Source organism: Paenibacillus glucanolyticus (assembly GCF_037333485.1).
Taxonomy (GTDB): Bacteria; Bacillota; Bacilli; order Paenibacillales; family Paenibacillaceae; genus Paenibacillus_AQ; species Paenibacillus_AQ glucanolyticus.
In genome coordinates this window covers 2,843,139-2,856,665 of the sequence record NZ_CP147845.1, presented here as the reverse complement: position 1 = coordinate 2,856,665, position 13,527 = coordinate 2,843,139, and the positions used below count along the sequence as shown (strand labels likewise).

The 13,527-nt window shown below is 46.6% G+C and carries 10 protein-coding genes and 1 pseudogene; 6 read left to right on the top strand and 5 right to left on the bottom strand.

From position 1 onward, the window contains the following. Positions 1–38 precede the first annotated feature (38 nt). Both WDY75_RS13620 and WDY75_RS13615 read left to right on the top strand, forming a co-directional pair. Entirely contained in the window at positions 39–998 is a 960-nt protein-coding gene (locus WDY75_RS13620; RefSeq protein ID WP_063479871.1) for a carbohydrate ABC transporter permease, read from the top strand. A 17-nt stretch (positions 999–1,015) separates the two neighbouring features. Next, positions 1,016–1,837 carry a carbohydrate ABC transporter permease gene (locus WDY75_RS13615; protein ID WP_006210943.1) on the top strand — a complete coding sequence of 274 codons (822 nt, stop codon included), beginning with the start codon at positions 1,016–1,018 and terminating at the stop codon, positions 1,835–1,837. Between the two features lie 78 nt (positions 1,838–1,915). On the opposite strand, the gene WDY75_RS13610 is transcribed toward WDY75_RS13615, so the two are convergent. After that, positions 1,916–3,433: an MDR family MFS transporter gene (locus WDY75_RS13610; RefSeq protein ID WP_409348333.1), complete on the bottom strand. Its 1,518-nt coding sequence runs from the start codon at positions 3,431–3,433 to the stop codon at positions 1,916–1,918. A 261-nt stretch (positions 3,434–3,694) separates the two neighbouring features. On the opposite strand from WDY75_RS13610, the pseudogene WDY75_RS13605 reads away from it, so the two are divergent. The 4 genes and pseudogenes from WDY75_RS13605 (at position 3,695) to WDY75_RS13590 (ending at position 8,342) form a co-directional block, all read left to right on the top strand. Then, positions 3,695–4,113: pseudogene (locus tag WDY75_RS13605) on the top strand (MerR family transcriptional regulator). A 31-nt stretch (positions 4,114–4,144) separates the two neighbouring features. Then, entirely contained in the window at positions 4,145–5,374 is a 1,230-nt protein-coding gene (locus WDY75_RS13600) for an aminopeptidase (RefSeq protein ID WP_063479873.1), read from the top strand. 300 nt (positions 5,375–5,674) lie between these two features. After that, positions 5,675–6,625 (top strand): glycoside hydrolase family 43 protein, encoded by a 951-nt coding sequence (locus WDY75_RS13595; protein WP_063479874.1) that lies wholly within the window; start codon positions 5,675–5,677, stop codon positions 6,623–6,625. 652 nt (positions 6,626–7,277) lie between these two features. Then, positions 7,278–8,342: a tripartite tricarboxylate transporter substrate binding protein gene (locus WDY75_RS13590; protein WP_063479875.1), complete on the top strand. Its 1,065-nt coding sequence runs from the start codon at positions 7,278–7,280 to the stop codon at positions 8,340–8,342. 84 nt (positions 8,343–8,426) lie between these two features. Here WDY75_RS13590 and WDY75_RS13585 read toward each other — a convergent pair whose 3' ends face one another. From WDY75_RS13585 to WDY75_RS13570, 4 genes are all read right to left on the bottom strand, one after another. Beyond that, positions 8,427–9,110 (bottom strand): response regulator, encoded by a 684-nt coding sequence (locus WDY75_RS13585; RefSeq protein ID WP_231888262.1) that lies wholly within the window; start codon positions 9,108–9,110, stop codon positions 8,427–8,429. Next, positions 9,100–10,770, bottom strand: a complete 1,671-nt coding sequence (locus WDY75_RS13580) for a sensor histidine kinase (RefSeq protein ID WP_082834407.1) — start codon at positions 10,768–10,770, stop codon at positions 9,100–9,102. Before WDY75_RS13580 ends, WDY75_RS13585 begins: the two co-directional genes overlap by 11 nt. Positions 10,771–11,299: 529 nt before the next feature. Next, positions 11,300–11,872 (bottom strand): DUF1697 domain-containing protein, encoded by a 573-nt coding sequence (locus WDY75_RS13575; RefSeq protein ID WP_063479877.1) that lies wholly within the window; start codon positions 11,870–11,872, stop codon positions 11,300–11,302. Further along, positions 11,869–13,275, bottom strand: coding sequence for a protoporphyrinogen oxidase (locus tag WDY75_RS13570; RefSeq protein WP_063479878.1), 1,407 nt, complete (start codon positions 13,273–13,275; stop codon positions 11,869–11,871). Before WDY75_RS13570 ends, WDY75_RS13575 begins: the two co-directional genes overlap by 4 nt. Positions 13,276–13,527 lie beyond the last annotated feature (252 nt).

Sequence of the window (13,527 nt, the reverse complement as noted above, 5' to 3'; positions counted from 1 at the left end):
GTACTTAAATACCAACCGCTACAGGAGGTTACAGTACGATGGATAATCCAATGCTGAATCATACACCCGTGGAACACAAACCTGTTCCGAAGAAATCAAAGTCACAGGACCGGTTATCTGCTCAAATATGGAAACATCGCAAGGAATATCTGGCGATCTCCCCTTTTTACATCTTGTTTGCCATTTTCGGATTGTTCCCGATCGCCTTCTCCATGTTTCTGTCCTTTCAAAAGTGGGATGGCATCGGTGAGATGACCTTTAACGGCCTCAATAACTATCAATTCATGTTAACCGATCCTGAATTCTGGAGAGCTGTGGGCAACACGCTGCTCATCTGGATCTACTCCACGATACCGATGCTATTTATTGCGTTAGTTGTTGCTTTCCTTCTCAATGCATCGTTTGTGCGGTTCCGCACATTTTTCCGGATCGGGTATTTCCTGCCGAACGTCACTTCTCTTGTCGCTGTTGCCATTGTATTCGGCACGGTATTCTCCAACAACTACGGTCTGCTCAACTATATACTGTCTCTGTTCGGCCTGAACTCCGTGGAGTGGCTGAACAAAACATGGGGCATCCAGCTTGCCATTTCGGTGATGGTCATCTGGAGATGGGCGGGGTATAACGCCATTATCTATCTCGCCGGATTGCAGAGCATTCCCTCGGTTCTGTACGAGGCAGCCAAGATCGACGGAGCTTCAGGCATACAATCCTTTTTCAAAATCACCATTCCGAATTTAAGACCGATCATTCTCTTTACGGTTATTACATCAACGATCGGCGGCATGCAGATTTTTACCGAACCGCAAGTGCTTGTCGGAAATGACGGCGGCGTAAGCGGCGGCGGTTTGACAATCGTTCTGTATTTATACCGTGAAGCCTTCGTCAATAACTATTTCGGATATGGCGCTGCTGTCGGCTGGGGTATGTTCGTGCTCATTGCCCTCTTTTCCATCGTGAACTGGAAAATGGTGCAGGGCAATCCTTCCAATGACTGATAATGGGGGTGAATCGTATGTTCAAATGGAAATCCATTCTGCTGCATCTCGGATTAATCGCCGGACTGCTCTTGTCGATCTTTCCCTTCTACTGGCTGCTTGTTATGGCGACTCGCACCACTTCGGATATTTACAGCTTTCCTCCGAAATTATGGTTCGGTCCCCACTTGTTGGATAACGTGTCCAGGGTACTCAGCAGCATCGACTTTTTCGGGGCCTTCTGGAACACCCTGTTCGTAGCTGCTGCGTGCACACTTCTGGTGTTGTTCTTTGATTCCCTGGCTGGTTTTACGTTTGCTAAATTCCAATTTCCGGGCAAAAAATGGCTGTTCGTCCTGCTGCTCGCCACCATGATGGCCCCGGCCCAGCTATCCCTGGTGCCATCGTTTGTTATCATGGCCGAGTTTGGATGGGTGGGCTCTTACAAAGCTTTGATTATTCCGGGAATGGTAAACGCTTTCGGGATCTTCTGGATCAGACAGTATGCGCAGGAGTCGGTTCCATCGGAGCTGCTGGATGCCGGTAAAATCGATGGCTGCGGATTCTTCCGCCTGTACTGGAATATATCGCTGCCTATTCTGCGGCCTGCTCTTTCATTCCTGGCCGCCTTCACGTTTATCGGCGTGTGGAATGATTATCTCTGGCCACTCATCATTCTGAACGATGAGAGTAAATTCACTTTACAGGTTGCACTCTCCTCATTGAACGGAATCTACACCACCGACTACTCGATGGTTATTGCCGGAACCCTTCTCGCCGTCATTCCGCTGATCGTCATGTTCCTGTTTATCAGCAAGCAATTCATTTCAGATATTGCGGCAGGCGCCATTAAGAGCTAACAGCAACAGAGCTGCCTGATCGGCTGAACACCGGCAGGCAGCTCTTATCATATGATGAACTACGGCGAAGCTATCTTGTTATGGAACCAAGACCAGCTTCTCCCGATCCTGGGATTCTTCGACTTCCTCTGCCGAATCAACGACAGCCTCCTTCACCTCTGCGGATTCATCCAGCTTCTTGCGTCCCATAACCGTTGCGGCAAGAAGCGCTAACGCGGCAGGAGCAATAGCCCAGGCGAACGTTGCAGCTATGGAGGATGCCAGTGAGTCCGATATCGGCTTTAACAGCTCCGCCGGAATCAGCGCACGAGTCTCCGGTGCCAACAGCGCGTGGGGATCCTGCAGATTAAATCCCTCAGGAAGGTGACCGTTGTTCGCTCCGCCCGATGTTAAGGAACCCGCAAAAGAGCGGCTCTGTATCAATCCAAACACCGTTATCCCAATCGTCATACCGAGCGACCGCGTGAAATTGAAGGTCGAGGTGGCCATGCCGCGCTGTTTATAAGACAGGCCATGCATCACAGCGGTTCCCAGCACAGAGAACGAGCCCCCGATGCCAAGCCCAATTAGCACCATGTATAAGGTGACGATCAGCCGGCTTGATTCCGCCGTCAGCGTCGAGGCGAGCACCATGCCCCCCGTGAACAGGACCAGTGTTGGAATCATGATGTTTCGATAAGATATTCTGCTCATCAGAAAACCGCTCACCGTAGCTGTTATGACGGAGCCCAGCATCATCGGCAGCAGAACGAGACCCGAGTTGGTTGCGCTTCCCCCAAGTACGCCTTGGATAAAGATCGGTATATATACGGAAGCCACGATAAACGATCCGCCACTGAATAAACCGCATAACACACTGGACGTATAGAGTTTATTCTTAAACAGGCTGAATGATATGATTGGCTCCTTTGCCCTTCTCTCGGCTAGAACAAAAACAACCAGCATAACGGCAGCAGCAGCGAGCAAGGAAATCAAAATCCAGGAATCCCATGCCAATTGCTTGCCGCCAAGCTCCAGTGCAAACATGAAGCAAATAACGCCTGTCAGGAGAGTGGTTGCTCCCATCCAATCAATTGGTTGTTTGGAACGCTCATGCGACTCCTTGTAGAACAGCGTGACCATCATGAAAGCCACGATTCCAATGGGCAAATTGATATAGAACACCCACTGCCAGGTGATGTGATCCGTAATGTATGCCCCTGCCAGCGGGCCAAATATACTCGATAACCCGAACACAGCTCCGAACAAACCTGTAAGCTTGCCGCGCTTCTCAAGCGGAACCGTATCAAACATAATGGCGAATGCAATCGGAATGAGTGCCCCACCGCCGATTCCTTGCACCGCACGATACAGCGCCAGTTCCGTAATGGAGCTTGCCGTTCCGCACAGCACGGAGCCCAGCATAAATACAATCATCCCGAATACAAAAAACTTTTTGCGCCCATACATATCGGACAGCTTCCCGAAGATCGGCATCCCTGCCAGCTCAGCGACCATATAAGCGGAGGTCACCCATACGAAATGATCGAGTCCGCCGAGCTCTCCCACGATATTTCCCATGGCCGTCGCTACAATCGTATTGTCCATGGAAGCCATCAGGATGGCGAGCAGCAGCCCGGCAAGCACGATGGGCAGTTTGTTAACTTGATTCGTTTTCACGTTTCTCAAACACTCCTTCTCAGTACGTTTCCTTATTTACTAAAGTCAGTGTAATCCAGAATGTATGACAGCTGATTGTCACACTTTTGCACGGGAATTCTATTTATATAAATAGTTCAGAGAACCCCCATCCTTAAAGCACAGGCAGCTCGTAGCGATAATCTGGTTATCTAATTTAAGTAGGGAGATACACATGGAATAAAGATCAGCGAATTATCACAACACAGTCATGTCCATGCGCTCCATCCGGCACTATGAGCAAAAAAGACTGCTGGAAGCCGACAGACTGGACAATGATTACCGCGATTTTAACGCGCATCCGCGATCGAACGGGTCAAGATGATTCCATTGTACTTGAAGCTCGGTCTGACCACAGATCAAATACGGGTATTACTCCGCGGTGAGGTGGCTTCGCCCGATGCTTACGAATACTGCGAGGAAATGCTCTCCTTCTACGAGGCAAAGTTAAACAATGTGGACAGTCAGATTGCTCACTGCATGAATTGAAACATCTGCTTCGGAGACAAATCTCCCTTACTCTGGACAAGAAAAAGAGGCAATTACCGATATCGCCATCATCCATTTGTTTAGTGTCTACTGTTAACGTGATAGAATAAAGTGTACATCTGAAATGGAGGACATCTACATATGGACAATTTCGAGAAAAATCTGGAGAAATACGCGGAGCTGGTCGTTAAAGTGGGCGTAAACGTTCAGCCAGGTCAAGTTCTAATCGTCAATGCGCCCATTGAAACCGTAGATTTGACCCGCCACATCGTAGCCAAGGCATATGATGCGGGCGCCAAATATGTGCAAGTCGATTGGGAAGACGAGAAAATCACCCGAATTCGTTATGAGAAGGCACCTGACGATTCCTTCGGGTATTATCCACAGTGGCAGGCAGATGCCATGCAGCAGCTTGCCGAAGGCGGAGGTGCCATTCTGCGCATTAAGGTACCGGATCCAGAGCTGTTCCGTGGAATTGACTCAGCCAAAGTATCTACGGCTGTAAAAGCTGCCGCTGTAGCCAGCGAGAAATACCAGGATTATGTGCGCAACAACAAAATCAGCTGGTCGCTCATTAAGGCGCCTACGCGTGCATGGGCTAATAAAGTGTTTGCAGACCTCCCTGAAGAAGAGCGGGTTCCAGCCATGTGGGAGGCCGTATTCCAGATGACCCGTGTCGGAAACGACGATCCGGTAGCAGCCTGGCGCGATCATATAGCTCAACTGAAGCTGCGACAAAATCACATGAACGCAAAGCGCTACAAGAGCTTTCACTACCGCGCACCGGGAACCGATTTGCGTGTTGATATGCCGGAGAGATATCTATGGCTCGGCGGCGGCGATGAGAACGAAGCCGGCGTATATTTTGTTGCCAATATGCCAACAGAAGAGATCTATACGATGCCGCACCGTACAGGCGTGAACGGTACCGTAACCAGTACGCTTCCACTCAATCTGAATGGCCGATTGGTTGAAGGCATCAAGCTTACCTTCAAGGACGGCAAGGTAGTCGAGTATGAAGCCGAATCCGGACGGGAGCATCTCACAACACTGCTCGACACGGACGAGGGTGCATCCTATCTCGGGGAAATGGCGCTCGTTCCGCATGACTCGCCGATCTCTCAACTGAATCGGGTGTTCTATAACACCGGGATTGATGAGAATGCCTCCTGTCACTTTGCACTTGGCAGCGCCTATCCGGTCAATATAGAGGGCGGTACCAAGCTGAGCAAGGAGGAACTGCTGGCTCGTGGAGCCAATGTCAGCTTGACGCATGTCGATTTCATGATCGGGTCTGCTGAGCTCGACATTGATGGCGAGCTGGTGGACGGCACGGTTGAGCCAGTATTCCGCGGCGGACGCTGGGTCTGATTACGATTGGAATACAAACACGAAACAAAGCCCTGCGAGGTTCGCGGGGCTTTGTTTGTATATAGAAGACTAGACCTGAATCTTCTGTATTCCACAGCCAATATTCAGTTGAACAGGCGGGTCGATCTTGTCATAGAATTTGTACTTTACTTATACTGGAAGCGCTTTTATAATTTATAATAACATAAATCGATTTATATTAACATGAAATAAATTTCAAACAAATCGGAGGTGATTTATTCTAGAAGTATTTCACGGATTCGTTCTCTCTAATTCAGATTGAAAGGAAGGATATAACGAATGAACAAGAAGAGAAAATGGCTTACTTCGCTTGTGCTTGCCATTGGGTTGTGCGTCACGGGCGCACAGTCGGCATTCGGCGCTTTCTGGAACCTTAGCGGTGATATTGTCGTTCACGATCCAACGATCATCAAGGAAGGGAATACATGGTACACCTTCTCAACAGGACAGGGCATTCAGCTGCTGAAATCCAGCAACGGCACGAACTGGACCAGGGCCAATCAGGTATTTTCCTCTCCGCTTTCCTGGTGGAAGACCTATGTACCGAATCAGAGCACGAATGATCTCTGGGCACCCGATATTGAATATTTCAACGGTCGTTACTGGCTCTATTATTCGATCTCGTCCTTCGGGTCCAACACATCCGCCATCGGCTTGACTTCGACTACCAGCATCACCTCAGGCAATTGGCGCGACGACGGTCTGGTTACACGGACGACATCATCTAACAACTATAATGCAATCGATCCCACCCTGACGATTGACAAGGACGGTAACCCTTGGCTCGCCTACGGTTCGTTCTGGAGCGGACTGAAGCTGACACGCGTGGATGCAAGCACGATGAAACCGACAGGCACGCTTTATTCCATTGCCTCACGTCCTAACAACGGCGGTGCCGTAGAAGCGCCAACGATCATCTACCGAAACGGTTACTATTATCTGTTTGCCTCCTTTGATTCCTGCTGTCAGGGCGTGAACAGCACTTATAAAATCGCTTATGGCCGTTCTGTCAATATCACGGGCCCTTACGTAGACAAGAACGGAACCAGCATGATGAACGGCGGCGGCACGATCATGGACAGCGGCAATGCCGTCTGGAAGGGGCCCGGACACCAAGATGTGTATAACAACATCATCATTAGACATGCTTATGACGCAACGGACAACGGTACGCCGAAGCTGCTCATCAATGACCTGAACTGGGACGCCCAGGGCTGGCCTACTTATTGAAGGTAAAGGGGCAGACCTTTTGATCATTGGATAAAAATAACCTGCAAGAGCGCACGTTTGTTCAAGCGTCCACTCTTGCAGGTTACGCTTCTCCTATCGCTTTGCAGCTTCGATAGCGTTGTACCTCTTCAGCTTAACGGTATGACCATATTCCACTTATGCCGGGCATCGCTGAATCCGTCGGTTCCGTCCGATACCGCAGCTAATAAATGCATGGGTATTCCATTAACGGTCTGGATCCTTCAGGCGATGCAGCCGTAGAGGCCTAAAATACATGCTCCGCCCCTCTTTCTTAACCACTCTGCATGCTGCCTGTCAAGGCTATAACAGCCGTGCTGCAAGCAGCAATCCCCAATCCAGCATGCACTCACCCTTCCTGTGCTTGCACAAATGAATTTACTCGGGCAAAAGCCTCTTGATTCGAATAACTTGCTAAGTTCATTTTTACTTAAACTAATATTTCTTTTGAGTCACTACCATCCGCTGCATCACTTTTTGAAAACGATAAATACACAATCCATTGAAAAAAATATGAATAAAATAATCGATTTACAAAATTTAAAAAAAATGGGCATTAACTATGTAAATATTTCTCCATGTGATAATGTTTGAATTGTATTTGAAAGCGTTATCAAAAAATGGAGGGGTATATATGAACACATTGATTCCAAAATGGAAAGTCGTTCTTATTTCCGTTATTTTAGCAATTGGACTAACAGCATGTGGTGGTTCGAATAAAACGGAAACATCTGCAAACCAAACAGAGACTGCAGCAACCTCTACATCATCAGAAGCTCAAAAGTCGTCTTACCCTAAAAAAGCAATTACCATCACGGCTCCATCCGGAGTTGGCGGTGGACTTGATCTGACAGCCAGAGCGTTATCGAAAGTCCTTAACCAAACAAAGCTTGTCACACAGTCCATTACAGTTGAAAATAAGCCCGGTGGTGGTCAGGCCGTTGGATTAGCTGATTTCACCCAAGAGAAAAACAATGCATATCAACTGTACCTGCCATCCGCTCCACTCATTATCAACAATCTGAGAAAAGAAGGACACAGCCCGTATTCATTCCGTGATTTGACTCCACTTGCCCAGTTAACAACAGATTACGGAGCTATCGTCGTAAAAGCTGATTCCAAATACAATGATTTGGCAACGCTCCTTGCTGATCTAAAGAACGATCCATCAAGCATAACCCTCGCTGGCGGATCTGCTCCCGGTTCTCAAGATCATTTAATCGCAATGCTTCCAGCGGTGAAAGCGGGCGTAGATGCTACCAAGATTAAATTTATTTCCTATGATGGAGGAGGCGAAGCGATAACTGCTCTGCTTGGAGGCCATGTTGAAGTTTTGTCTACCGATATTTCAGGAGTAACGGAGTATCAAAAAGCAGGCAAAGTTAAAGTACTAGGAATCTCAGCACCAGCTAGGCTTACAGGACAGTTTGCAGATATTCCTACCTATAAGGAACAAGGAATCGATGCAGAATTCACAATATGGCGCGGACTATTCGGAAGCAAGGATATGCCTGCTGATGCAGTCGAATATTGGAACGCCCAGTTAAAAACCTTGTCAGAGAAAGAAGAATGGAAACAGCAGCTGCAAGCTAACGGATGGGAGAACGGTTATAAAAATGCCGCTGACTTCCAAAAGTTTCTGGAAGATCAGGAAAAGGTGATTCAAGAATTGTTGACCTCTCTCGGTATGCAAAAATAATCTATAGCTCGATTCTGTTCGAACAGAAGAAGGGTATATCCTCTGCCAACGACGGTACTTGAGGGTATACCTTTCTTTCATTTTCTATTGAGACCATCTATACTTTCGTTCCGGTCGACCTACTACGCCATAACTGATATCAATTTGAACTTCTTCTATGGATACCATATATTCCAAATATCTTCTCACTGTGGAATAACTCATTCCGGAGAGCTCAGCAAATTCATCTACTCTTACTGGCTCAGGCATGGTTCTGATCCTTTCACGTATCAGCTTCAATGTTAGCTTGTCGATCCCTTTAGGCAAAACATTGCTCCTTGATGAGGAGTTCGAGCTAGGTAACACTGTATCGGCAGGTCGGAATAATTGATCAACCACATCCTGATCAATCGTATCCTGATCATTTAGCTGATTTCGTATACGCTTGTATCTCTCTAATGTACTCGTAAATTTATCGATCATAATAGGCTTAATCATATAGCTGAATGCACCGCCTCGTATTGCTTCGCTCACGGTTTCGTTATCGTTAGCGGCAGTTATCAAAATGACATCCATTTGCCGATGCGACTGACGAATCTTCCATAGCAGATCAATGCCACGCATATCGGGTAAAAATACATCCAGCAAGAGTAAATCCGGAGAAAACACCTCCAGCAATTGCAAAGCTTGATGACCATTACTTGCCGAAGCTACTATTCGAAAACCTTCTATTTTGTGAGTAAACTGTTCGTATATTTTTACAGCGATGCTATCGTCCTCAACAATCATCACTTGGATACATTTTTCCTTCGCTCCCACTAACATCCCCCTCTCTAATCCTTTCATCAATAAATAGCTGCCTTTTGGGAATAACGATTGTGAACCTGGCCCCTCCAAGTGAGCTTTGATCAATAAACAGTTGTCCATCTATTTCTAATAGAGCGTGTTTTACGATGGTCAAGCCGATGCCGTGGTTTTCTCCCGATTTGGTTGTGTAGCCTTGAGCAAAGATTGCTTTTTCCTGTTCCTTCGTAACACCTGGGCCGTTGTCCTCAATATCAAAAACGATTTCTTTACCAAGGTCTGTGAAAAAAATATTCACGATAGCATTTGATTCATCTCTACCGCGTGCAGCCTCCATACCGTTATCTATAATGTTGGCAATCACGGTAACAAGCGCCTTCGTATCCCTCTCGGACGGTGAGTAAGTCAAATGACTTTCTGGATCGATCTCCAGAGATACCTTTAATTCTTTGGAACGATTAATCTTACCTAACAGACAGGCCGCAATTAGTGGAACTTTGACAGAAGTCATAAGGAAGCCAATAATATCTTGCCTTTCTTTGACCTCGTCAGATATAATCTCGATCGCTTTATCGTAATGCTTCAGGCTGAGCAGTCCATATATAATATTCAATTTGTTCAAATATTCATGGTTTTGAGAACGCATATTGTCGGAAAAAGCTTTAATTTTCGAAAACTCCTCCGCCAATTGTTCAATTTCAGACTCTGGCCGGAAGGTAAATACCGCACCTTTCACTTCGTTGCTTAGCAAGATCGGCTCTACATGCATGACGAAAACTTGAGCGTCAAGAAAAATCCTCTGATTGCTTGTTCCTTGACCCGTAGAGGTTACTGAACGAATCACTTCACGAAGCTTATGATGGTTCATTTTCCGTCCGACTCGTAAATTTCTGTGCAGCAGCTCACGTGCTCTTCGGTTCATCGTTACAACCTGCTCTTCCATATCAACAGTAACGATAGCGTCATGCATCGATTCCAGTGTAGCTTCCCGTTCTTTGTACAAGAAGGAAATTTCCCCAGGCTCTAGGCCCAGTGTCAAACTTTTGACCCGAAGAGCAATCAGATAAGCTAGCACAAAGCCTAGTAGAAACAGCGATATCGTTAGCATAAAAATTCGTTTGTTATATTGGGCAATTTTGTTCTCGACTTCATCAAGCAGGAAGCCAACAGACGATACTCCGATAATATCACCTTGTTGATCACGAATCGGTGTTTTTGCTTTAATCGCTGGACCGGATATGCCGCTTCCTTCATAAATGACGGACATCTCATCCAAAAAAACCGGTTCGTTTGTCGTCCCCATCACTTGTCCAATTTGAAAGGGATCATAGTGTGAATATCTAATATTTTCCTTATTGCCGATTACAACATAGCTTGCTCCCGTTTCAATACGAATTTGTTCAGCAATGGGTTGAATTTCCTCTGAAGGATCAGGTAGACCAAACGCGTGGATAATTCGTTTATCCATGGCAGCTATCTTGGCTGCCGTCATCGCCTGCTGACCGATATATTGCTTCAAAATGTCGTCGAGCATAGCCGAAAATAATGTTCCAGCAAGCACCATTCCGATGACAACAACAACACTTATCAAGATGACCAACTGGGGTAATAGACGCATTTTGAATAGCTTAACGGGTATTCTCATTTAAAATCCGCCTATCATAAAATGTAGGTACAAATTAATTCGTTGTGAACTATTTGAAAACGCTTCAATCATTCTCAGATTTAACTATAAACAATTAGTAGAAAACGAGCAACCGCGACAATAAGCCAATAAAGCAAGATTAGTCTATTATACCGACGCAGAAAAAAAGTCTACCTGAAATTCCTGATCGATCTACTAACTATAAACAAAAAAAAGACCCCGCGAATGATATCGCAGGATCCTTATGAGTGGGAAGCGATTTGAAGTTCGTTATGCAGCAATTTTCCAATTGCTAGGGTGCCTTACCTGAAAAGAATCGAAGAAATCTCGCTCTTCTTCTCCTTTTGCGAGTGTTCATGGCGAATCAACTGCCTTTCGGAATGACATCAAGTTCTTCCGTCCGTCGATTGACAATACCACTTCCCACTTATTCTATATTTACCCGATCCTCAATAAACGAAACAACTCTCTTTCAAAACCATTATGTCTGAGCGTTGATTACTCATCGATGCGAGTTCGCCCCATTCAACTATTGAGGCAGCTCATTCTGCATCTCCATGGCCAGCTGTGCCAGCTTGTTCATCGTTTTCCAATTCCGCATCGTGACGGGTAGACTGAGCTTGGATAATTGCCCTGCCAGCTTGGAATTCCGGACGCTTTCCTTAAATAATAAATAGACCTCTTCACCTATCGCTTCAAAGGCTTCCTTGTCGTTCTCATAGTTCTTCAACTTCTCAACCTCTTCAACTGCAGGTACTTCTGGCAGCATGGCAACATACAGGCTTTCAAACTCTGAGGCTTCCTCGGCAAGGCGAATACGTTCTTCTGAGAAAGGACAATTCCGAATAATCCCTTCGATTTCCGAGGAGGTTCTGAGCAGCACCGGCACCGGGAAGCCAAACACTTCAAGTATGCCCTGCTCCATCTTTGCACGCAGAGCTGCTTTGGATTCCGCGGATTGAAACAGTACGTTTCCGCTCTGAATGTAGGTTTGTACATGGGTTAGCCCCATGCCCTCCAGCATCTTCCTTAAATCGGCCATTTTTATTTTATGGTGGCCGCCGACATTGATCCCTCGAAGCAGTGCAATGTAGATGGTCATGTGTTTGCCTCCTGATTACGTTCCATAATCTGACCAGCCGTATTCTCACCATTCGCAATACAGTCCGGGATGCCTACCCCATAGTAAGAACATCCCGCAAGAATCACGTTAGGATACGAATCTTTTAGTTTGTGCTCCAATGATTCTACAACCTGTCTGTGCTTCAAATGGTAATTCGGCATGTCGTCATGCCACTTCGTAACTTCACAGGAGACCGGCTCTGCCGTAATACCCAAGCTGCGGTTGATGTCCTCCATCCCGACCTGCTTCAATTCATCGTCCGTTAACCGGATTAACTCCTCATAATGCGGATTGGAGCTCTTGTAGAACAATCTCATCAATAATCGCTTGTTCTCGGAGGTATGCTCCCATTTCCGACTGGTCCAGGTGCAGGCATCACACTTCAAATGTGTGCCTTTGCCCGTAATGAATCCTGTGCCATCATAAGGAAGTTCTTCATCTTGTATATCAAAAGCAAGATACACACTGATGAGGGATTTGGTATACAGCTGATCGAAGTCTTCGTTAAGGTGTGGATCTTGCAGCAATTCCTTCGCAGATGAAGCCAGCGTGCTCAGCACAACATAATCGGCTTCAAGCTTCTCTCCGTTGGAGAGTGCAATTTCATAGCCATCAGCTACTTTCTTCAGCTTCGCTGCTGCTGTTCCTTTGTAAATCTCTGCTCCTGCTTGAGAAACCGTATCTTCCAGGGCATCAATCAAAGCCGAGACGCCGCCTTTGAAGGAGATGAATTTCTTGTTTCCCGCACCCAGGTACTTCTGCTTATTCTCTGCGAGGCCGCCCATGATGCTGCCATATGTATTTTTGTAATCAAGCAAATAGGGGAAGGTGGAGGCAATGGTCAAGTCATGAAGATCTCCGGAATACACCCCTGATATGACCGGAGCGATCTGCTTCTGCACAATCTCCTTGCCAAGAAATGCTTCAAGAAACTCCCCCAGCGAATCATCCCTGGTGAATGTCTCATTGGGCGTGTAATAATCTTTGAGCGCCACTACCTTCCCCTCCGCGGATACGAGCTCACTTTCGGCCAGCGACCTCAGGCTAAGCGGTATACCAAACACACTCTCGTCCGGAATTTTCTTCAGTCCCTCGCTTGTGTAAATAAAAGAGGTTCCCGTGGCATTATACACAACCTGATCCGTTAGCTGAAGCTCCTCCAAGAGCGGTGCCACATTCGTTTTTCGGGACACGATGGAATCCGCGCCGGTTTCCATAATAAACTCGCCATTCTGAACGGTTCGAATTTTCCCTCCAAGCGTTTCGCTTGCCTCAATAAGCACCAGATTCATCTCCTGATGACGAAGCTTTAACTCTTTTTGCAGGTGGTATAAGGTTGAAAGTCCGGTAATGCCGCCGCCGATCACTACTATAGTTGTCACTATATACACCTCAATTATGTAGGTTCTTTACAATCTCATCCATGTTACTTACCATTGTATCCAATTCATAAGTATATCATAGAAGCAGTCCATCGAATGCCGCCATTCCCTCAATATTGTGAACAGTCTTTTCAGCAAAAGATCAGCATATCCAGCTGGGATGCAACGAAAAAAACTCCACGAGATGCCTCGCAGAGTTTTTTAAAGTGGGAAGCGGTTATTACCGTTCACAAACCATCATTACATTACTTA

What these genes read in the sequence shown, in the direction of transcription:
- WDY75_RS13620 (WP_063479871.1), top strand. Translation starts at nt 39, where the DNA reads ATGGATAATCCAATGCTGAATCATACACCCGTGGAACACAAACCTGTT.
- WDY75_RS13615 (WP_006210943.1), top strand. Translation starts at nt 1,016, where the DNA reads ATGTTCAAATGGAAATCCATTCTGCTGCATCTCGGATTAATCGCCGGA.
- WDY75_RS13610 (WP_409348333.1), bottom strand. Translation starts at nt 3,433, where the DNA reads ATGGCTTCCATGGACAATACGATTGTAGCGACGGCCATGGGAAATATC.
- WDY75_RS13600 (WP_063479873.1), top strand. Translation starts at nt 4,145, where the DNA reads ATGGACAATTTCGAGAAAAATCTGGAGAAATACGCGGAGCTGGTCGTT.
- WDY75_RS13595 (WP_063479874.1), top strand. Translation starts at nt 5,675, where the DNA reads ATGAACAAGAAGAGAAAATGGCTTACTTCGCTTGTGCTTGCCATTGGG.
- WDY75_RS13590 (WP_063479875.1), top strand. Translation starts at nt 7,278, where the DNA reads ATGAACACATTGATTCCAAAATGGAAAGTCGTTCTTATTTCCGTTATT.
- WDY75_RS13585 (WP_231888262.1), bottom strand. Translation starts at nt 9,110, where the DNA reads ATGATTGTTGAGGACGATAGCATCGCTGTAAAAATATACGAACAGTTT.
- WDY75_RS13580 (WP_082834407.1), bottom strand. Translation starts at nt 10,770, where the DNA reads ATGAGAATACCCGTTAAGCTATTCAAAATGCGTCTATTACCCCAGTTG.
- WDY75_RS13575 (WP_063479877.1), bottom strand. Translation starts at nt 11,872, where the DNA reads ATGACCATCTACATTGCACTGCTTCGAGGGATCAATGTCGGCGGCCAC.